The organism is Glutamicibacter sp. BS14 (assembly GCF_056934375.1).
In genome coordinates this window covers 2,970,458-2,991,373 of record NZ_CM167801.1, presented here as the reverse complement: position 1 = coordinate 2,991,373, position 20,916 = coordinate 2,970,458, and the positions used below count along the sequence as shown (strand labels likewise).

Below are 20,916 nucleotides of genomic sequence, written 5' to 3'. Positions count from 1 at the left end.
CACATGTAAGATCGGGGGTAATCATCGATGTGATGCCTGGACGGTTCCCGCATGCTGCGCACCAGTTGCGCTTCATAACCAGGCTTCCGCGCTATCGGTGGGAATCACTCGCAAGGGAACTTTGAAAGGAACTTCAATGAAGAGCTTCACCGCCATGAAATTCGCTGCCATCGCAGCAGCTGGCGCACTGGCCCTGACCGCCTGCGGCGGCAGTGGCGAGCAGGGCACCGCGGAGGGCGGCGACGAGGCCGTCAAGATCGGCATCTCCCAGTTCGTCTCGCACCCTTCGCTGGACGCAGTGGTCACCGGCTTCAAGGCAGGCATGGAAGAAGCCGGCTACACCGGCGAGAAGATCAGCTACGACGAGAACAACGCCGAAACCGATCAGGCTACCAACACCTCGATTGCCGGCAAGCTCGCCGCTGATTCGGATATCGACCTGGTGCTGGCAATTGCTACCCCATCGGCCCAGGCTGCGGCGCAGGCGATTACCAAGGTTCCGGTGCTCTTCTCCGCTGTGACCGACCCGGTTGATGCCAAGCTGGTCGCCTCCAATGAAGCTCCGGGCGCGAATGTCACCGGCACGTCGGACATGAACCCGGTCGACGAGCAGCTGCAGTTGCTCAAGGACCTGGTGCCCGATGCCAAGAAGGTCGGCATTGTCTACTCCTCGGGTGAAGCCAACTCCGCAGTCCAGGTGAAGATGGCCAAGGAAGCAGCCAAGGGCCTGGGTCTGACCATTGAAGAAGCCGCAGTCTCGGCGTCCAGCGAAGTCCAGCAGGCCGCCAGCTCGCTGGATGTCGACGCGTACTACGTTCCGACTGACAACGCTGTCGTTTCCGCCCTGGAAGGCCTGCTGCAGGTTGCCGAGAAGAACGGCGTGCCGGTCATTTCGGCTGACGGCGAGTCCGTCAAGCGCGGCGCTACCGCAACCTACGGCATCAACTACGAGAAGCTGGGCGCGCAGACCGCTGCCATGGCCGTGAAGCTGCTCAAGGGCGAGGCCGAGCCGGCAACCCTGCCGGTGGAGACCATCTCCGAGGTCGATCTCTACCTGAATGAAGATGCCGCCAAGAAGGCAGGCATCGAATTCACCGACGAGATGAAGTCCGAAGCCGTAGAGGTCTACTAAGCCCCGGCAACAACTTACCGACGCAAGGCGAGGCGCATAACCTGGTGCCTCGCCTTTCGTCGTGATTACCTGCAAAACTTACAACTCAAGGATCCACACATGATCACAGCGGTTGAACTCGGCCTGATTTACGCCATCATGGCGCTCGGGGTGTACCTGACCTTCCGTATCCTGGACTTTCCCGACCTGACTGTCGACGGCAGCTTCACCACCGGTGCCGCCGTCGCCTCGGTGGGCATCGTGAACGGGATGAATCCCTGGCTGGCCACCGTGCTGGCCTTCTTCGCCGGCATGGTTGCCGGTGTCATTACCGGCCTGCTGCATACCAAGGGCAAGATCGACGGCCTGCTCGCCGGCATCCTGACCATGATCGCGCTGTACTCGATCAACCTGCGCATCATGGGCAAGGCCAACACCCCCTTGCTGGGGGAGGAGACCCTGATCAGCCCGATGCGCGTCTCGGGCCTGCTCGGCTCCTGGGCGTCGGTGGCCATCCTCTTTGCCGTCTGCCTGGTCTTCGTGGCAGCGATCGTCTGGTTCCTGCACACCGAGCTGGGCATGGCCATGCGGGCCACCGGCGACAACCAGGAAATGATCCGTTCCTTCGGCGTGAGCACCGACAACCAGAAGATCCTGGGCCTGGCGCTGTCCAACGGCCTGGTGGCGCTGTCCGGAGCGGTCATCGCCCAGTACCAGGGCTTCGCCGATATCGGCATGGGCATCGGCCTGATCCTGATCGGCCTGGCCTCGGTCATCGTCGGCCAGGCGATCTTCACCCAGCGCTACATCTGGCTGGCCGCCATCGCGGTGGTCTTCGGCGCAGTGATCTACCGCCTGGTGATCCAGATGGCCCTGTCGGCAGGCCTGGAGGTCAACGACATGAAGCTGATCTCCGCGGTCCTCGTCGTCGTCGCCCTGCTGCTGCCGAAGTGGAAGGGCTTCCAGAAGATCATCAAGAACTTCAAGCGCACCCCAGCAGAAGTTGAAACCAAGGAAGAGGTTCGCACCAATGCTTGAAATCAAGAACCTGTCGCGCACGTTCTTCCCGGGAACTGTCAACGAGCGCAAGGCGCTGCGCAACATCAACCTGAACCTGTCCGACGGTGAATTCGTCACCGTCATCGGCTCCAACGGCGCCGGCAAGTCCACCGTGCTGAATATGGTTGCAGGCAAGCTGCAGCCCGATGCCGGTTCGGTGTCCATCGCGGGGAAGAACGTCACCAGGATGGCCGACTACACCCGCGCCAAGTACATCGGCCGGGTATTCCAGGACCCGATGGCCGGCACTGCGCCGACCATGTCCATCGAGGAGAACATGGCGCTGGCCTACGCCCGCGGCCGTTTCCGCGGCCTGGGCCTGGGCGTAGGCTCCAAGCGGCGCGAGCTGTTCGTCGAGGAACTCAAGAGCCTGGAACTCGGTTTGGAAGGCCGCTTGAAGACCAAGGTGGGCCTGCTCTCGGGCGGCCAGCGCCAGGCGCTGAGCTTGCTGATGGCCACCTTCTCCAAGCCCAAGATCCTGCTGCTCGATGAGCACACCGCGGCCCTGGATCCGCAGCGTGCCGCGCTGGTCTCGCGCCTGACCAAGGAAATTGTCGAACGCCACCAGCTGACCACGTTGATGGTGACGCACAATATGGAACAGGCCTTGCAGCTGGGCACCCGGCTGATCATGATGCACGATGGGCAGATCATCCTGGACCTGGACCAGGAAGAGAAGTCCAAGATGACCGTCAAGGGCCTGCTGGAGGAATTCAGCAAGATCAAGGGCGCACAGCTCGATGACAAGACCATGCTGCAGTAGCCGCTGGCCAGCATCTGCGCAGGCTCCGCACCCGATGGGTGCGGGGCCTGTCGGGTTTAAGGCAGCGGTTTGCGAAGGCGGTGCTCGACGCGTCCTGAGCTCCGGTCGATGACTTGCTGTCCTGTCCATTGGTACCCGCAACGGCGATAGAGCGCCTCGGCACATGCATTGCTGGCGATCAGCAGACTGGACATGGCTGGGGCAGTGACCAGCAGGATGGATCAGTTCTACACCTGTCGGCCTGCCTGCGCTGTCAAGATCCTAGTTCACGAGGTACGGCATGCTAGAAGACTCGATTTCTGCCGTTTCAACTGCTAGCTCATGAGAGAGCGCGACATGCGCGGCCGCAGCTCTGGCATCGTAGGTGGCATTAATGGGTTTACTCATGCAGCTGATCTTCGATACTCAATATGAATTTGAGAAATATTCATGCAGTTAAAGATGCATTGCTATAAACCTGCCTAGGATTAACACCTTCTGCGAAACGAATGGTGGACTATTGAGAACCCGTAGCGCGTACATAGCTGCAGCGACAGGAGTCGTCGGTCTGGCTCTCATCACTGGATTGCTGTCGGGTTGCTCTTTGACTGGGAAATACTCCGATGAAACCTGCGACGGCCGCAAACCCGTCAGCTCGTTAGAGCAGGCGGGCACGGAATTGGTAGTTGCTGCGTATGCTGGCGATCGCACTGGAGTTTGCCGGGTTACTTCGCCATTTCCAGGAGGAAACCTGGATGACCAGATGGTCAGCCAGACTCGGCAGATTCTAGAGAACCACGGCATTACACCTGAAAATGTGTCGGTCGTGGTTGGAGAGCAGTTTGGAAGCGCAGTATCCATTCACCTGACTGATGGTAGCCAGTATGCTCGGCACTCACTGTGGGTCGGTGGCCATAGTATCCGTGAGGAAGGATTCACTATAGGGCTACCGGAGGAACTGTATCCTGCTGCGCCCGAGCATCCGGCATCCCAGTCATCCACGGTTGATCCCTAAGCTTTGCAATTCTAGTGATTCAGGATTCTTGGCATCCGGGTATCTCGTAAGCGCGATACAAAGCGAAATTTCCCCGGCTATTGCTCTAAGTGGAGCTTTGGTTCCCTCTCGGCAATGCCGGTTAGGCTTTCGCCGAATCATTAGCGCGGACAGTCAGCTGCCGCGCGATGTCTTTAGGCTTTTCGCCTAGTGTCCAAATGAAGAATCGGAAACGCCTGTCTATTCTTCATTCGTGGCATAAACAGTGACCCAGACTCCCACCGGCTCTTTGAATTCGAGCTGTACCTCATTGGTGTTGATTTGATGTGCCGGGGTAGAAAGGCTCGTATATATTTCTGAATTCGAATCGCAACCACTCGCACCGGTTTTTGATCCACCTAGCAGGATAATCTCCCAAGGGGACGTTGCATCACATGAAATTATGAAGCCAACTGAATCAAATCCTCCGGGAAGATCCCCGAGGCGCAGAGTGGTCGAGCCCACGGAATGAGTTTCATTGAGAATCTGGAAGGAGTCTTCGCTCTGGGCGAGGAATTCGGCATGCTTCTTTAGGGGATCTGGCGATTCCGAGGTGCTGGCCGACGTATCTGACGAAGGAATCTCTCCAAGCGCTGTCTCAGGGGAAGTCGAAGGGCTGCATGAAGACAGTGCCAAAGCAATCACAGAAGCAAGTGAAATGATTCCAAAGAGGCGTTTCGTCATGTGTCAAGATTATCTTTTAGCGGGATAAAATCAAGAGTTCATGAGAGTACTTCGATTTCCCGCGTTTTCGCTCGGGTAGTTTGCCGAGGAACTCTTGAATGGCAGCGATGCGAATTCAGTGTCGAGTGGATGGAGTATCGCTCTTTCCATCAAGCGGTGGGCAGTTAGCGGCCGCGGGCAATTTGATGCGGGTATCGCCATCTCGGATTGGTGACGAGCCCGGTCCATGCCGGCAGTAGTTCCCGAATAGGCCGGTCGGGTCGACTCCGAGATCCCCTATGTGCAGTTCTGGATTTGAAGCAAGGTCGCCGAGCGGTCCCAGAGTTGCTTCGCTAGTACCTCATCATGGATCAGCGGGTTGACCTTCGATGCGATCTTTCCCGACTCGTAGTAGGCGCCCGGTTCGAATTGCACGCCAGGCTTCGCCTCCGCAAGCCAGACGAGCTGGTCGGCACCCTTGCTCGAGTCGACCGTGAAGAAGCGCCTAAGCGGACCGTGGTAAAGGAACTTCAATAACCCCTTGGAGTCCGAGGCGAAACTGGTGCCAACGATCCCGGGGTGGAACGCCACGGCGTTAATCCCGGAACCGCCAAAGCGCCGCTGTAATTCCGAGGTGAACAGAATGTTCGCCAACTTTGCATTGCCGTAGGCGGCCCTCGGTGAGTAGCTGTTTTCGCCCTGTAGGTCCGCAATGTCGAATTTGGCCATGAGACGCGCAGCCATGCTGGCGGTCTGAATGACCGTGGCACCCGAATCGATTAGTCGTTGCAACAACAGATTCGTGAGCAGGAAGGGCGCGAGGTGATTGACTTGGAAAGTCTTTTCGAATCCATCCACGGTCAGTTCGCGCTCTGCCTTGATCCCGCCGGCATTATTAGCCAGCACATCAATTCGGGGATACTTCTGGAGCAACTGCGTGGCCAGGCCGCGTACCTGTGCGAGCTGGCTGAAGTCTGCCACGAAATAGCTGGCGCCTAGCTCATGGGCGATGGCCTGGGTTTTGGTTTGCGACCGACCGACAACGACAATCTGGTGCCCCTGTCGTGACAGTTCTCGGGCCGATGCGGCCCCGATCCCGTCGCTGGCTCCGGTAATGAGAATGGTTTTTTTCATGGTGCCCTTATGCGCTAGTTGGTTTATCCGAGTTTAGGGCCTAGCCGAAGCTAAAGGTTGTGGCGACGGGGAAGCTGCCAGAAAATGCTGACAGGAGATTGTTCGCGGCCTCGCGCGAGCTGCGGCGTGAGAAGAAGAGCGAAAAAAAGCAGGCCCTGGTAACCAGGACCTGCAATTTAGGTGGTGCCCCTGAAAGGAATCGAACCTTCGGCCTTCTGCTCCGGAGGCAGACGCTCTATCCACTGAGCTACAGAGGCGTGTTGCTGGGCAACAGGAAAAATACTATCAGGTCGTCACTTGATCTGCGCAATTCCAGCACCTTGGCACGCATGTGTTGCAAAAGTCACCGGGTTGGGCCAGTCTCACAGGCGATGCAAGTCATGAATGCTGAAGAAGCACGGCAATTGCCGGTATTCTTGAACGGTGACTCCTGAAGAACTCTCCGCAGCAATATCCGCATGCCTCACCGAAGCCGTAGCCGCCGGCGAAATCTCCGTCGAGGTGCCAGAGACCGTACGCGTGGACCGCCCGAAAAGCCGTGAACACGGCGACTGGGCGACCAACATCGCGCTGCAGCTGGGCAAGAAGGCCGGCATGGCCCCGCGCGACTTCGCCCAGATCCTGGCCACCCGACTTGCTTCGGTCCCAGGAGTCGGCGCCGTGGACATCGCAGGTCCCGGCTTCCTGAACATCACCCTCGAAGCCGGCGCTGCCGGCGAGCTGGCCCGCACCATCGTCGAGGCTGGTTCCGCCTACGGCAGCAACGAGGCCCTGGCCGGCCACGTGGTCAACATGGAATTCGTTTCCGCGAACCCCACCGGCCCGCTGCACATCGGCCACACCCGCTGGGCCGCGCTGGGAGATGCCATCTCCCGCGTGCTGCGCGCTTCGGGCGCTTCGGTGACCAGCGAGTACTACATTAACGATGCCGGCAACCAGATGAACGTCTTCGCCCGTTCGGTGTACAACCGCATCCACGGCCTGCCAGTGCCAGAGGGCGGCTACCCGGGTGAATACATCAAGGAACTGGGCGACGCCGTCCTGGCCGAAGCCCCGCAGCTGCGCGAGCTGGACGAAGCAGAAGCCATTCCTGCCCTGCGCGACGCCGCCTACAAGGCGCAGCTCGAAGACATCAAGTCCACCCTGGCCGACTTCGGCGTCAGCTTCGACGTGTTCTTCTCCGAAACCACCTTGCATGAGGGCGGTGCGGTGGCTGACGCCGTGGCCCGCCTGCGCGAGCAGGGCCACATCTTCGATCTGGAGGGCGCGGTTTGGCTGCGCACCACCGACTTCGGCGATGACAAGGACCGCGTGCTGATCCGCGCCAACGGCGAGCCGACCTACTTCGCCGCGGATGCCGCCTACTACCTGTCCAAGAAGGACCGAGGCTTCGAAGAGAAGATCTACCTGCTGGGCGCCGACCACCACGGCTACGTCAACCGCCTGAAGGCGATCGCCGCCTGCGCGGGAGATGACAAGGACAAGAACATCGAGGTGCTGATCGGCCAGCTGATCTCTGTCAACGGAGCCAAGCTGTCCAAGCGCGCGGGCAACATCATCGAGCTGCGCGATTTGATCAACTGGATCGGCGCCGACGCGCTGCGCTACTCGCTGGCCCGATTCCCGGCTGATTCGCCGATCGCGCTGGACCCCGAGCAGCTGAAGAAGAACACCAATGACAACCCGGTGTTCTACGTCCAGTACGCCCATGCCCGTTCGTGCGCCGCGGCCCGCAATGCCGCCGCCAAGGGCGTGACCCGTGACGGCTTCGATGCCGCGCTGCTGACCGACCCGACCGAAAACGAGCTGCTGGCCGTGCTCGGCCAGTTCCCGTCGGTGGTTGCCGGTGCCGCGGAATTCCGCGAACCGCACCGCATTGCCCGTTACCTGGAGCAGGTCGCCGGCGCCTACCACTCGTGGTACGCCGCAACCCGCATCACCCCGGTGGGCGAAGGCGAAGCGGTCGCGCCGGTGCACGGCACCCGGCTGTGGCTGAACGACGCCGCCACCACCGTTTTGGCAAATGGATTGGAACTGCTGGGCGTTTCCGCCCCAGAGAGGATGTAAGACCTTATGGCCGTATCGCCGCTAGCCCCGCAATGGCTGCAATTCCCGGAAAACATCAACGCACTTCGACAGATCGAGTGGGCTTCGGGGGTTTCCCGCGAGGCTGGCGGCGAACTGTCCATCCAGGGCCTTCCCGTCTCCCAGCTGGCCGCCGAGTTCGGCACCCCGCTGTTCGTGCTCGACGAGAACGACTTCCGCGCCCGCGCCCGGGGTTTCAAGACCGCCTTCGACGACGCGTTCAGGCAGCTGTGCGGGGGAGTCGACGTCTACTACGCCGGCAAGGCATTCTTGTGCACCGAGGTGGCCCGCTGGGTGACCGACGAAGGCCTGCGCCTGGATACCTGCTCGGGGGGCGAACTGGCCGTGGCCAACGCCGCCAAGGTGCCCGCTGCCAACCTCTCGCTGCACGGGAACAACAAGTCGGCTGCTGAGATCACCCGCGCCATCGAAATGGGCGTCGGGCGCCTGGTCATCGACTCGCTGGACGAGCTGGACCGGGTGATTTCGATCGCTGACGCCATGGGCCAGAGCGCGCAGGTCATGCTGCGCATTACCCCCGGCGTGCACGCCTCCACCCATGAGGCCATTGCCACCGCGCACGAGGACCAGAAGTTCGGGCTGTCCATCCTGGACGATGCCTCCGGCACTTCTCCTGCGCTGCGTGCGGTCGCCCAGGCGATCGAGGCGCAGAACATCAACCTGCTGGGCCTGCACGCCCACATCGGTTCGCAGATCTTCGAGGCCGAAGGCTTCGCAATGGTCGCCCGCACCATGCTCGGCCTGCTGGCCAAGATCCGCTCGATCCATGGTGTGTCCCTGCCCGAGCTGGATCTGGGCGGCGGCTACGGCATTGCCTACACCTCCGAGGACCACCCCTCCACCCCGGCCAAGCTGGCCGGGCAGATGGCCGAAGTGGTCTCGGCGACCTGCGCCGAACTCGAGCTGGAATGCCCGCGCATTTCCATCGAGCCGGGCCGCGCCATCGCCGGCCCGAGCACCTTCACCCTCTACGAGGCCGGTGTGCGCAAGGACGTCCAGGTGGAAGACGGCTCAGGGGCGCTGCACCCGCGCCGCTACCTTTCGGTGGACGGCGGGATGAGCGACAACCCGCGCCCGGTGCTCTACGACGCGCAATATACCGCCGTGCTGGCTAGCCGTATGACGCAAAACGACGCAATTATTTCTCGTGTAGTTGGGAAACATTGCGAGTCAGGTGACATAGTCGTGAAGGACGTTTACCTGCCCGATGACGTGGCGGCCGGCGATTTGATCGCCGTTCCGGCCACCGGCGCCTACTGCTGGGCGCTGTCGAGCAACTACAACTACCTCACCCGCCCCGCGGTGGTAGCGGTACGCGATGGCCAAGCCCGTCTGATCGTGCGCAGGGAAACGGAAACAGACTTGTTGGCCCGTGACATGGGAGTTTAATTGAGCGGCGAAAAGAACCTGAAGGTAGCCCTGCTGGGTTGCGGCACGGTCGGAGCCCAGGTGGCCCGGATCCTGCTGGAAGATGCAAACGAACTGGCGGCCCGCTCGGGCGCCGGCCTGCAGCTGATCGGCATTGCCGTGCGCAACCCGGATGCCAAGCGCGATGCAGTGCTGCCCCAGGAGCTTTTCACCACCGACGCCCACGGGCTGATCGCCCAGGCCGATGTGGTCATCGAACTGCTCGGCGGCATGGAGCCGGCCGGCGAATACATCGCCGCCGCCCTTGCCAAGGGTGCCAGCGTCATCACCGGCAACAAGGCGCTGATTGCGCTCAAGGGCGCCGAGCTGAACGCGATCGCTGCCGGCAACGGCGCCCAGCTGCGCTACGAGGCCGCGGTGGCCGGGGCCATCCCGATCCTGCGCCCGATTGCTGACTCGCTGGCCGGAGACCACATCACCAAGGTGATGGGCATCGTCAATGGCACCACCAACTTCATCCTCGACGCAATGGACACCACCGGTGCCGCGTTCGACGACGTGCTGGCCGAAGCCCAGGCGCTGGGCTATGCGGAAGCCGATCCAACCGCCGACGTGGGCGGGCACGATGCCGCCGCGAAGGCCGCGATCCTGGCTTCGCTGGCCTTCCACACCACCGTGTCCTCGGACCAGGTCTGGACCCAGGGCATCACCGAAGTCAGCGCCGCCGATGTCGCGGCCGCGGCCGCCGCCGGCTACGTGATCAAGCTGCTGGCCATCGCCGAGCAGGCCGAAGCCGGGATTTCGGTGCGCGTCTACCCGGCGCTGGTGCGCCGCAGCCACCCGCTGGCTACCGTGCATGGCGCGTTCAACGCCGTGTTCGTCGAAGCGCAGAACGCCGGCGACCTGATGTTCTACGGGGCTGGAGCCGGTGGCAACCCGACCGCGTCGGCGGTCATGGGCGACGTCGTTGCCGTGGCCCGCCAGATCGCTGCCGGAGCCCCGCTGCCCAACGGCTCGGTTAACCAGGCGCCACGGATGCTGGACTTCGAGGCCATCGACACCCGCTACTGGATTGGCCTGTCGGTCAAGGACCAGTCCGGCGTGCTGGCCGCCATCGCCACCGTCTTCGGCGAGCACGGGGTCTCCATCGAGTCGATGAGCCAGCAGGTGGATGCCGAAGCCGGCGCGCAGCTGCGCATCCTGACCCACCAGGGCACCGAAGCGGCCCTGGCCAGCACCGTCGAGGCGCTGACCGCGCTGGACGCGGTGCACTCTGTTCTATCCGTTATGCGAGTTGAAGGAAACTAACGTGGCTCACCAGTGGCGCGGAGTGATCCGCGAATATGCCGATCGCCTGCCAGTAGACGAAAACACCAAGGTCATCACCCTGGGCGAGGGCGGCACCCCGCTGGTCTACGCCCCGGCGCTGTCGGCGCAGACCGGCAACGAGGTGTACCTGAAGGTCGAGGGCATGAACCCGACCGGTTCCTTCAAGGACCGCGGCATGACCATGGCGATGACCGCCGCGGTGGCTGCCGGCGCCAAGGCCGTGGTGTGCGCCTCCACCGGCAACACCTCCGCTTCGGCCGCCGCCTACGCTACCCAGGCCGGGCTGAAGTGCGCGGTGCTGGTGCCCGATGGCAAGATCTCCATGGGCAAGATGTCCCAGGCGATCGCCCACGGTGCGGACATCATCCAGATCGACGGCAACTTCGATAACTGCCTGGAAGTGGCGCGCAAGCTCAGCGAGAACTACCCGGTGTTCCTGGTGAATTCGGTGAACCCGGCCCGCATCCAGGGCCAGAAGACCGGCGCCTTCGAGGTCGTCGACTTCCTGGGCGACGCCCCGGATTACCACCTGCTGCCGGTAGGCAACGCGGGCAACATCACCGCGTACTGGAAGGGCTACAAGGAGTATTCCTCCAAGTGGACCAACGAAGCCGGCAAGGAACTGCAGCCGGTGTCCACCAAGAACCCGGTCATGTGGGGCTTCCAGGCCGCCGGGGCCGCCCCGATCGTGGCCGGCCACCCGATCACCGAACCGGATACCATCGCCACCGCCATCCGCATCGGCAATCCGGCATCCTGGGAACAGGCCGAAGCCGCCCGCGACGAGTCCGGCGGGCAGATCGACTCGGTCACCGACGAGCAGATCCTCGAAGCCCACCGCTGGCTCTCCAGCCGCGAAGGCGTCTTCGTGGAGCCAGCTTCGGCAGCCGGCGTCGCCGGCCTGCTCAAGCACCACGCCGCCGGCACTGCGCCGACCGGCAAGAAGATCGTGATCACCGTGACCGGCCACGGCCTGAAGGACCCGGACTGGGCCCTGAAGCAGGCCGACGGCTCGGAAGTTGCGCCGAAGAAGGTGGCCTTCGACGTGGTCGAGGTCGCCGGCGCGCTGGGCCTGGCCTAGCAGCTTTTCGCCGGCCAGCCGCCGGCAGCACGACGGCCCGCCGCGTCATTGGCTCTCCCGGACCGGGGGAGCCAATCGCGGCGGGCCGTTGCGCACCTGATACCTATCGCACCGAATTCTTGAAGGAACCATGACGCAGCAGATCGCCCTGGGCCAGAAGTTGATCGTTTCCCCGCCGGCCACCTCAGCCAACCTCGGTCCTGGCTTCGACTCGCTGGGCCTGGCCCTGGAATACCGCGACCGCCTCGAAGTGCGCACCGTGCAGTCCAGCAGTGTCGAGATTTTCGGCGATGGGGCGCAGGAGCTGCCACGCGATGAGTCGCATCTGATCATCAAGGAAATGCACCGCTACTGGAAAGACGCCGGTTTTGAACCGGTAGGCGTCCAGCTGGTGGCGCATAACAACATCCCGCACGCGCGCGGCATGGGATCCTCGGCCGCGGCGATTGTCGCGGCCTACGCCGCCGCCGATGCGCTGCTTCCAGCCCCAGCTCGTGGCGGGACCGAGCGGATCTTCCAGTCGGCTGCAGCGTGGGAAGGGCACCCGGACAATGTGGCTCCGGCGGTCTTTGGCGGGCTGAGCATCTCTGCCACCGATGCCGCCGGCAGCTTCAGCTCGGTGCAGGTGCCCCTGCACCCGGACCTGCGCGCAGTGCTGGCGATCCCGTCCAACGGCTTGTCCACCGAGGTCGCGCGCGGCGCGCTGCCTGCACAGGTCGACCACGCGGTAGCCGCGGCGAACAGCGCGAGCGCCGCGCTGCTGATCCATGCGCTGAGCAACGATCCGCGCCAGCTGCTGGGCGGCACCAAGGACTACCTGCACCAGGACTATCGCGCCGCGGCCATGCCCGAAAGCGCGGCGCTGATTGCCAAGCTGCGCGGTGCAGGCCTGGCCGCAGTGGTTTCCGGTGCCGGACCGACCGTGTTGACCCTGGTGGCCAGCGATGAACAGGTCGCTGCCGTGCAAGCGGCCATCGATGAATTCTCTGCAGGATCTCCAGTGACTTGGCGTGCTGAAGTTCCCAAGCTGGCCGCCAACGGTGTTACAGTAGAAGTGCTGTAACACCATGGCAGGCCGGATAGCTGGGCAGTAGCCCGGTCCGAATCCTTTGTGGCCAGTGTTGATGCGGATAAATTCGGTTCTCGAACCCCATTTCATCCGTCCAGCCGTCCCGGATCTTCCTGCAGTTCGCAGCAACTTTGATATCCCGCATTCAGGTACGTCTTCGTGCCTAGGAGATGTCAGTCTCTCTAATCCACTGCAGTTTTGCCCCGAATTCTGGGCCATCTTGCGGGGAGAAAGTGAAGTAGCCACGAAATCTTCGGCTGCTGAACATCATTTACGGCATAGTGGGCCTGCCTTGAAGCGGCCCATCCTACGAGTCAGAAGGAACTTTCGTGACCGAAACCACGAGCCTCAACGAAGGCGTGGACACCAAGACTTCCGAAAACAAGAGCGCCGGACTGGCCTCTTTGAAAATGACCCAGCTCCAGCAGTTGGCTTCGCAGCTGGGTATCACCGGCGGTTCGCGGATGCGCAAGGCTGATCTGGTCAAGGCCATCGGCGACCACCAGCGCGGTGGCTCCGTTGCCGCCAAGGACGCCAAGGCCGCACAGGAAGCGAAGTCTGCCAAGACCGAAGCTCCGGCAGCGAAGGCTGAAGCTCCAGCCGAGCAGGCCAAGGAAACCAAGACCCGTGCGCGTCGTGCGCCAAAGGCCGCGGCCCAGGCGCAGGCCGAGACCGAGAACGCACCAGAGGCCGGCGCGGCTGCTGAAGCTCCGGCTGAGAAGCCAGCTCGCGCACGCCGCACCTCGCGCCGCGTGACCGACTCGGGCAAGGTTGCGGCTCCTGCCGAAGCCAACGAAGCCGCTACTGAGGCTCCAGCCGAGAACCAGGCAGCAGCCGAGGAGTCCAAGGCTCCACGCCAGCGCCGCAACTCTCGGAACAACAAGCCGGTTGACCAGCCAGCAGAGCAGGCAGCCGAGCAGGCCGAGGCACCGGCGGAGAACGCCGAGAGCTACGGCGAAGCACGCGAAGAGCGCCGCGAGCGCGGCAACCGCCGTGAGCGTGGCAACCGCCGCGATCGCAACACCGAGCGCACCGAGCGCACCGAGCGCACTGAGCGCACCGAAGTTGCCGAGTCGGAGAACGCTGAAGAGCGCACCGACCGCCGCGAAGAGCGCCGCGAGCGCAACAACCGCCGCAACGAGCGCAACAACGACCGCAATGAGCGCAATAACGATCGCAACGATCGCAACAACGACTCGAACGACTCGGAGAACACCGAGGATCGTTCCGAGCGTGGCGACCGCAATGACCGCCGCGAACGCCGCGAGCGCAACAACGACCGCAACGATCGCAATGACCGCAGCAACCGCCGCGAGCGCAACAATGATCGCAACGATCGCAACAACGACCGTAACGATCGCAACAACCGCAACCGCCGCAACCGCCGTGATGACGACGAGCCGCAGCTGAGCGAGGACGACGTCGTATTGCCGATCGCCGGCATCCTGGACGTGCTGGAGAACTACGCCTTCGTGCGCACCTCCGGCTACCTGCCCGGCCCGAACGACGTCTACGTCACCCTGGGCCAGGTCAAGAAGTACAACCTGCGCAAGGGCGACGCCATCGTTGGCGCGATCCGCCAGCCACGCGAGGGCGAGACCCCGAACCCGCGCCAGAAGTTCAACGCCCTGGTGCAGCTGACTTCGGTCAACGGCAAGAAGCCAGAGGACAACCGCGAACGCGTCGAGTTCAACAAGCTCGTCCCGCTGTACCCGACCGAGCGCCTGCGCCTGGAAACCGATCCGAAGCTGGTCGGCCCGCGCGTCATCGACCTGGTCGCGCCAATCGGCAAGGGCCAGCGCGGCCTGATCGTTTCGCCTCCGAAGGCCGGCAAGACCTTGATCCTGCAGGCCATTGCCAACGCGATCACCATCAACAACCCGGAAGTGCACCTGATGATGGTGCTCGTTGATGAGCGTCCCGAAGAAGTCACCGACATGCAGCGCACCGTGAAGGGCGAGGTCATCGCCTCGACCTTCGACCGCCCGGCCGATGACCACACCACCGTGGCCGAGCTGGCCATCGAGCGCGCCAAGCGCCTGGTGGAAATGGGCATGGATGTCGTGGTCCTGCTGGACTCGATGACCCGCCTGGGCCGTGCCTACAACCTGGCCGCTCCGGCCTCGGGCCGCATCCTCTCCGGCGGCGTCGACTCGGCAGCGCTGTACCCGCCGAAGCGCTTCTTCGGTGCAGCCCGCAACATCGAGAATGGCGGCTCGCTGACCATCCTGGCTACCGCCCTGGTGGAGACCGGTTCCAAGATGGACGAGGTCATCTTCGAGGAATTCAAGGGCACCGGCAACATGGAGCTGCGCCTTTCGCGCCAGCTGGCCGAGAAGCGCATCTTCCCGGCAGTGGATGTCAACGCTTCCTCGACCCGCCGCGAAGAGCAGCTGATGAGTGCCGAAGAAGTGCGCATCATGTGGCGCCTGCGCCGCATGCTCTCGGGCATCGATCCGCAGCAGGCACTGGAAGTGCTCACCGGGAAGATCCGCGAAACCGGATCGAACGCGGAATTCTTGATGCTGGTCAACAAGACCACTCCAAACAAGGATTAGCACCACCCACCGCCATGGCGTCCAGCCAGCTTGCCGCACCGGCAGCTGGCTGGACGCCATCGGCGCGTAGTGACACCTCGCACGCCGGCCCCGGCCGGCGCAGCGTTTAGAATTGAATTCCAGCAGTGCCCCAGCCGCAATAGCCGGCGGCACTGCGCGGAAAACGCCAACAAGGAAGCACACCCACCATGTTCGAGTCCGTCAAGTCGCTACTAGAAGAGCATGCCGCAATCCAGGCGCAGCTCTCGGATCCAGCGGTGTACGCCGACCAGGCGCTGGCCCGCAAGCTCGGCCGCCGCTCGGCACAGCTGAACGGCATCGTCGAGGCCTACAACAAGTGGCACGCCGCCACCGAGGACCTGGAAGCAGCCAAGGAAATGGCTGACGAGGATCCGGACTTCGCAGAAGAGGTGGAAACCCTCACCGCCGCCCTGCCAGAGCTCGAGGAGAAGCTGCGCCGCCTGCTGATCCCGCGCGACGAGAACGACGGCCGCGACGTGATCCTCGAAGTCAAGGGCGGCGAGGGCGGCGACGAAGCAGCGCTGTTCGCAGCCGACCTGCTGCGCATGTACACCCGTTTCGCCGAGCACAAGGGCTGGAAGGTGGAGATGATCTCCTTCAACGAGTCCGACCTCGGCGGCTACAAGGACGCCCAGGTTGCCATCAAGGGCAAATCGAATGACCCGGCCGAAGGCGTCTACGCCCAGCTGAAGTTCGAAGGCGGCGTGCACCGCGTGCAGCGCGTGCCGGTCACCGAATCCCAGGGCCGCATCCACACCTCGGCTGCCGGCGTGCTGGTCCTGCCCGAGGTGGACGAGCCCGAAGAAGTCGACATCCACCAGAACGACCTGAAGATCGATGTCTACCGTTCCTCGGGCCCCGGCGGCCAGTCGGTGAACACCACCGACTCCGCGGTGCGCATTACCCACCTGCCCACCGGCATCGTGGTGGCCATGCAGAACGAGAAGTCGCAGATCCAGAACCGCGAAGCCGCGATGCGCGTGCTGCGTTCGCGCCTGCTGGCCCACCAGCAGGAGATCATCGACAAGGAGAACTCGGCCCAGCGTGCAAGCCAGATCCGCACCATGGACCGCTCCGAGCGCATCCGCACCTACAACTACCCGGAAAACCGCATTGCCGACCACCGCACCGGCTACAAGGCCTACAACCTCGACGCCGTGATGGACGGGGACCTGCAGCCGGTGGTTGAATCCTGCATCCAGATGGACGAGGAAGAGCGCTTGGCAGCGCTGGGCGAGTAACGACGCCTTGGAAGAACTCACTGCCGTGCGCCGCCAGGCGATTGCGGCGCTGGCCGACGCCGGGGTGCCAAGCCCCGGCGTCGACGTCGACCTGCTGCTGTGCCACGTGCTGGGCATTGACCGCTCGGAACTGAAGCTGCGCGAACTGCGTGGCGAGGGCCTCGACCCTGGATCCCGGGAGCAATTCACCGCCCTGGTGGCCGCCCGGCGCACCCGCATCCCGCTGCAGCACCTGACTGGCGTGGCGTACTTCCGCTACCTGGAGCTGAAGGTGGGACCGGGAGTATTCACCCCGCGCCCGGAAACCGAAACCGTGGTGCAGCTCGGCCTTGATTTCCTGGCCGGCCAAGGCATCGGCACCCCGCGGTGCATTGATTTGTGCTCAGGCTCCGGCGCCATTGCAGCGTCCGTGGCCAGCGAAGTGCCAGCAGCCAGCGTCTGGGCCGTGGAGCTCTCGGAGGATGCCATCGGCTACACCCGGGCCAACTGCGAGCCGCACCGGGTCACCGTGCTGCACCAGGATGCCACGGCGGTCCCCGGGGAACTGGAAGGCACCATGGACCTGGTGATCTCCAATCCGCCGTATATTCCGCCCAACGCGGTGCCGCGCGAAGTGGAAGTGCGCGAGCACGACCCGGAAATGGCGTTATACGGGCTCGGGGAGGACGGACTGGACATTCCGCGAGCCATTACCGCCCAAGCCATGAAGCTCTTGCGTCCCGGCGGCTACTACGTGATGGAACACGCCGAAGTGCAGCACGAAACCGCGGCAGCCATGCTGCGCGCGGCCGGATTCACGCAGGTAGCTGGCCATGAAGATTTGACCGGGCGCGCCCGCGCCACATCCGGCTACGCGCCGCAATAACCAAACCACACCCAGTGCATGAAAGAATGATCCCGTGAGCACAACATTTTCGGTAAGCAACGAGCAGGAACACGCTGAAGGCATCGCCGCAGCCAAGGCCGCGCTGGCGGACAAGCGCTGCATCGTCTTGCCTACAGATACCGTCTACGGGATCGGCGCCGATGCATTCAGCGCCCAGGGCGTGGCGATGCTGCTGGCCGCCAAAGGCCGCAACCGCACCATGCCCCCGCCAGTGCTGATCGCCCAGAGTTCCACCATGGACGGATTGGCCAGGGACATCCCCGAGGCCGCGCGCAAGCTGGCCGAAGCGTTCTGGCCAGGCGGACTGACCCTGATCCTGCAGGCCCAGCCTTCGCTGACCTGGGATCTGGGGGAGACCCGCGGCACCGTGGCGCTGCGCGTGCCCAACGACGACACCGCCCTGGAACTCCTGGGCCAGACCGGCCCGTTGGCCGTGTCCTCGGCCAACCGCACCGGCAACGCGGCGGCGCTGGATGTCGAGCAGGCTTTCGCTCAGCTCGGGGAGTCGGTGGATGTCTACCTCGACGGCGGCCCGCGCGGCGAGGCCGGGGAAGAGGTCCTGCCATCGACCATCATCGATTGCACCGGCCAGAACCTGCGGGTGGTTCGCTCGGGCGCGATTTCCATTGAGGAATTGCGCGTGGTCGTCCCTGGCATTCTCGATTTGGGACAGGACGCACCGGAAACCGGCGCATGAGAACATACGTACTGCTCATAGCATTCAGCTTTACGGTTTCGTTCCTGCTCACCCCGATCATCCGCACCCTTGGCCACCGTTTCACCGGCAACCAGTTGGTGCGCGAACGCGACCAGCACGAAAAACCGATCGTGAAGTTCGGCGGCCTGGCGATTATCGCCGCTTTCGCCGCAGGGCTATGGCTGGCCAGCAACTTCCACTTCTTCCGCGGGGTTTTCGGCAATGACGACGCCATCCGCGGAATCGCCTACGCCCTGGGCGTCATCGTGCTCATGGGCCTGGCCGATGACATGTTCGACCTGAAGTGGTGGCTGAAGCTCGCCGGCCAGATCCTGATCGGCTGGCTGGTCGCCACCAACGGAATCGTCATCCAGTCCCTGCCCGTGGGTTCGTGGCAGATCGATGAGCAATGGATGCAGATTTCGGTGACCATTTTCCTGATCGTGCTGACCATGAACGCGATCAACTTCTCCGATGGATTGGATGGCCTGGCCGCGGGCCTGGCCGCCATTGGCGCGGCGACCTTCTTCGTGTACTCCTATGTGCTGGCCACGCACGTGAGCGCCGATGACTACGCGAACATCGGGGCCTTGCTCTGCGCCTTGCTGCTCGGTGCCTGCCTGGGCTTCTTGCCGCACAACTTCAACCCGGCGAATATCTTCATGGGGGAGACCGGCGTTCTCGCCATCGGCATGATCCTCTCGGTGGCCGCGGTGGCGGTGACCGGTGATGTGCAGGGCCTGGAGGCCCGGCGCTTCCGCAACATCCCGGCCTACATGCCGATGCTGCTGCCGATGGTGATCGTCTTCCTACCAGTACTGGACCTTGTACTCTCGGTCTTCCGCCGGCTAGCCAACAAACGCTCACCCTTTTCCCCGGACGCCAAGCACATCCACCACCGGATGCTGGCCCAGGGCCACTCGGTGCGCCAATCGGTAGTTCTGCTCTACCTGTGGGCCGCCGTGATTGCCGTCTCAGTGGTTTCCATCGCCTTCATCCCGGTCATTCTGGTGGTCCCGATGGCCTTGCTGTTGTTCCTAGTGGCAGCGGTAGCAACGTGGCGTCCCCTGGTGATCAAGCGGGTCGAGGCCTTACGCAAGCGCATGGGCAAAGCCTAGCCCGATCAAATAGCAGGGTAACGCACAAGCAATCTGTTTCTATCTCGTGTAGAATTCAATCTGGATCTTCTTTCATCTGCTCTTTAGGGAATAGGTGGAAGTTTCAAGTTTCATCAGCATCGATGGGTGCACGATGGTTCCTCGGTGTTGACGAAGAAAGGTTGCGGACGTGAATTCTGGTTCTGCCCGCGTCAGTGCTTCATCAGCCCCGAAATCCATCTGGTTGCCGATTCTTGGCTTGTCACTGGTGTATTCGCTGATCGCTACCGCCATATTTTTCCTGATTTCATGGTTGGTTGCCGATCTTCGCTACGCGCTTTCTGGCGCGCTGGCTGCCGGGATTGTGATTGGCTTTTTCGCGATTGGCATTCTCATTGCCGAAGCTGCAGGGCGAATTCGCCACTCGTGGGCCATGCCCGCGTTCTTGGGTGTCTTTGTCATCAAGGTTCTTGGCATCGCCTTCGTGTTGTTGAACCTGGGGTTGCCCGATTGGGTTAATCGCCAGGGATTCGTTCTTGCAGCAGCTATCTCCCTTGTTGCCTGGCAGGTTGGCGAGGTGCGCTCTTTCATGAAGGCGCGCCTGGCTATCTACAACGAGGAATAGAGTATTCCGCGCGACTTTGTGTCGGTGGGGTGCTGTGAGTTTGATAAGCTTACTTCGGGTCATTTTTGGCCGTCCGCTCAACTGCGGGCGGAATACGCAATATGCATCCGCGGGGTAACCCGCAGATGGACCTTCATCAGGGTTGATGCTTCTGGCATGGGCCATGATGGGATCCCCGTTTGATCTTTTCTTCACACGGTGAGAGGCAGTTACCGCCAGTCACCGCCTTTTGCCCGTGACCGTTACTGCAGAGAGGACAGCGCGTTGTTCGCGTTTGCGCTCCCAATGGCCTCAGAAGAAGGCGGCTTCGTACCGCCATCCGTTTCCGATACCCACCTCCCGGATCTTTTCCCGTGGATGGCTGAGTACGGCACGGGTTTCGGCAAGCAGATGCTCATGATCGTTTTGTCGATCGTGCTTATCTCTTGGTTCTTCACCGTGGCCATCAAGAACCCGAAGCTGGTTCCAGGCAAGATGCAGTACATCGCTGAGTCCGGTTACGCGTTTGTACGTAACGGAATTGGCCGCGACATCATCGGCGAGAAGAACTTCCGTCCTTGGATTCCTCTGCTGTTCGCGACCTTCTTCTTCGTACTGCTGAACAACCTCTTCGGCGCGATTCCGTTCCTGCAGCTTCCATCGTTCTCACACGCTGGTTCTGCATACGCGATGGCTATCATCATCTACGGCACCTGGATTGCTGTAGGCCTGAAGAACCACGGTATCCGCTACTTCAAGTTGGCCGTCGTCCCGTCCGGTGTTCCGGGCTGGATCATGCCACTGATGATTCCGTTGGAAATCATTTCTAACTTCATCGTTCGCCCGCTGACGCACTCGCTGCGTTTGATGGCAACGATGCTGGCCGGTCACATGATCGTGATGCTGGCAGCTGCCGGCGCTCGTCACCTGATCGTTGTCCAGGACTCCCTGGCCATGAACGGCCTTGGCATCCTGGTCATCGTTGGCTCGGTCGCCATGTACTTCCTGGAACTGCTGATCATGGTCCTGCAGGCGTTTGTTTTCGCCCTGCTGACCGCGATCTACCTCCAGGGTGCAATCGAAGCCGACGCCCACTAGGCCAACACTTCTTTTCTTC

Annotated in this window: 18 protein-coding genes and 1 tRNA gene; 15 read left to right on the top strand and 4 right to left on the bottom strand. The window is 62.5% G+C overall.

Annotated features, from left to right (window positions below; translation table 11 throughout):
• Window positions 1–136: 136 nt before the first annotated feature.
• The 3 genes from AC1Z36_RS14045 (at window position 137) to AC1Z36_RS14035 (ending at window position 2,933) form a co-directional block, all read left to right on the top strand.
• Window positions 137–1,132, top strand: a complete 996-nt coding sequence (locus AC1Z36_RS14045) for an ABC transporter substrate-binding protein (RefSeq protein ID WP_105658395.1) — start codon at window positions 137–139, stop codon at window positions 1,130–1,132.
• A gap of 99 nt (window positions 1,133–1,231) precedes the next feature.
• Window positions 1,232–2,149 (top strand): ABC transporter permease, encoded by a 918-nt coding sequence (locus AC1Z36_RS14040; RefSeq protein ID WP_133834475.1) that lies wholly within the window; start codon window positions 1,232–1,234, stop codon window positions 2,147–2,149.
• The gene (locus AC1Z36_RS14035) at window positions 2,142–2,933 is read left to right on the top strand and encodes an ABC transporter ATP-binding protein (RefSeq protein WP_133834474.1); all 792 of its coding nucleotides are present in this window, start codon (window positions 2,142–2,144) and stop codon (window positions 2,931–2,933) included. Before AC1Z36_RS14040 ends, AC1Z36_RS14035 begins: the two co-directional genes overlap by 8 nt.
• Before the next feature lie 261 nt (window positions 2,934–3,194).
• On the opposite strand, the gene AC1Z36_RS14030 is transcribed toward AC1Z36_RS14035, so the two are convergent.
• The 4 genes from AC1Z36_RS14030 to AC1Z36_RS14015 all read right to left on the bottom strand — a co-directional run bounded on the left by AC1Z36_RS14030 (window position 3,195) and on the right by AC1Z36_RS14015 (window position 5,999).
• Window positions 3,195–3,320: a hypothetical protein gene (locus AC1Z36_RS14030; protein WP_286134315.1), complete on the bottom strand. Its 126-nt coding sequence runs from the start codon at window positions 3,318–3,320 to the stop codon at window positions 3,195–3,197.
• An 826-nt stretch (window positions 3,321–4,146) separates the two neighbouring features.
• On the bottom strand, window positions 4,147–4,629 hold the full coding sequence (locus AC1Z36_RS14025) for a hypothetical protein (protein WP_133834473.1): 483 nt from the start codon (window positions 4,627–4,629) through the stop codon (window positions 4,147–4,149).
• Window positions 4,630–4,905: 276 nt separating this feature from the next.
• Window positions 4,906–5,742, bottom strand: coding sequence for an SDR family NAD(P)-dependent oxidoreductase (locus AC1Z36_RS14020; RefSeq protein ID WP_133834472.1), 837 nt, complete (start codon window positions 5,740–5,742; stop codon window positions 4,906–4,908).
• 181 nt (window positions 5,743–5,923) lie between these two features.
• Window positions 5,924–5,999: transfer RNA gene (locus AC1Z36_RS14015), tRNA-Arg, on the bottom strand.
• A 166-nt stretch (window positions 6,000–6,165) separates the two neighbouring features.
• Between AC1Z36_RS14015 and argS the strand changes: the two genes are divergently transcribed.
• The 12 genes from argS to atpB all read left to right on the top strand — a co-directional run bounded on the left by argS (window position 6,166) and on the right by atpB (window position 20,897).
• Window positions 6,166–7,809, top strand: coding sequence for an arginine--tRNA ligase (gene argS, locus AC1Z36_RS14010; protein ID WP_105662579.1), 1,644 nt, complete (start codon window positions 6,166–6,168; stop codon window positions 7,807–7,809).
• Window positions 7,810–7,815: 6 nt separating this feature from the next.
• Complete coding sequence (gene lysA / locus AC1Z36_RS14005; protein WP_105662580.1) at window positions 7,816–9,237, top strand: diaminopimelate decarboxylase; 1,422 nt, start codon at window positions 7,816–7,818, stop codon at window positions 9,235–9,237.
• Complete coding sequence (locus AC1Z36_RS14000; RefSeq protein ID WP_105662581.1) at window positions 9,238–10,524, top strand: homoserine dehydrogenase; 1,287 nt, start codon at window positions 9,238–9,240, stop codon at window positions 10,522–10,524.
• Window position 10,525: 1 nt separating this feature from the next.
• A complete protein-coding gene (thrC, locus tag AC1Z36_RS13995) occupies window positions 10,526–11,626 on the top strand; it encodes a threonine synthase (RefSeq protein WP_105658402.1) in 1,101 nt (366 codons plus the stop codon).
• Between the two features lie 130 nt (window positions 11,627–11,756).
• A complete protein-coding gene (gene thrB, locus AC1Z36_RS13990) occupies window positions 11,757–12,689 on the top strand; it encodes a homoserine kinase (protein ID WP_483561366.1) in 933 nt (310 codons plus the stop codon).
• Between the two features lie 335 nt (window positions 12,690–13,024).
• Window positions 13,025–15,253 (top strand): transcription termination factor Rho, encoded by a 2,229-nt coding sequence (rho, locus tag AC1Z36_RS13985; protein ID WP_483561365.1) that lies wholly within the window; start codon window positions 13,025–13,027, stop codon window positions 15,251–15,253.
• Between the two features lie 188 nt (window positions 15,254–15,441).
• A complete protein-coding gene (prfA, locus tag AC1Z36_RS13980; protein WP_105658405.1) occupies window positions 15,442–16,515 on the top strand; it encodes a peptide chain release factor 1 in 1,074 nt (357 codons plus the stop codon).
• Window positions 16,516–16,522: 7 nt separating this feature from the next.
• Window positions 16,523–17,380 (top strand): peptide chain release factor N(5)-glutamine methyltransferase, encoded by an 858-nt coding sequence (gene prmC / locus AC1Z36_RS13975; RefSeq protein ID WP_332731250.1) that lies wholly within the window; start codon window positions 16,523–16,525, stop codon window positions 17,378–17,380.
• Window positions 17,381–17,414: 34 nt separating this feature from the next.
• Entirely contained in the window at window positions 17,415–18,098 is a 684-nt protein-coding gene (locus AC1Z36_RS13970; protein ID WP_332731251.1) for an L-threonylcarbamoyladenylate synthase, read from the top strand.
• Window positions 18,095–19,216, top strand: a complete 1,122-nt coding sequence (locus AC1Z36_RS13965; RefSeq protein ID WP_332488148.1) for an MraY family glycosyltransferase — start codon at window positions 18,095–18,097, stop codon at window positions 19,214–19,216. Before AC1Z36_RS13970 ends, AC1Z36_RS13965 begins: the two co-directional genes overlap by 4 nt.
• A gap of 247 nt (window positions 19,217–19,463) precedes the next feature.
• A complete protein-coding gene (locus tag AC1Z36_RS13960; protein ID WP_483561364.1) occupies window positions 19,464–19,820 on the top strand; it encodes a hypothetical protein in 357 nt (118 codons plus the stop codon).
• 285 nt (window positions 19,821–20,105) lie between these two features.
• Window positions 20,106–20,897 carry a F0F1 ATP synthase subunit A gene (atpB, locus tag AC1Z36_RS13955; protein WP_105658410.1) on the top strand — a complete coding sequence of 264 codons (792 nt, stop codon included), beginning with the start codon at window positions 20,106–20,108 and terminating at the stop codon, window positions 20,895–20,897.
• Window positions 20,898–20,916 lie beyond the last annotated feature (19 nt).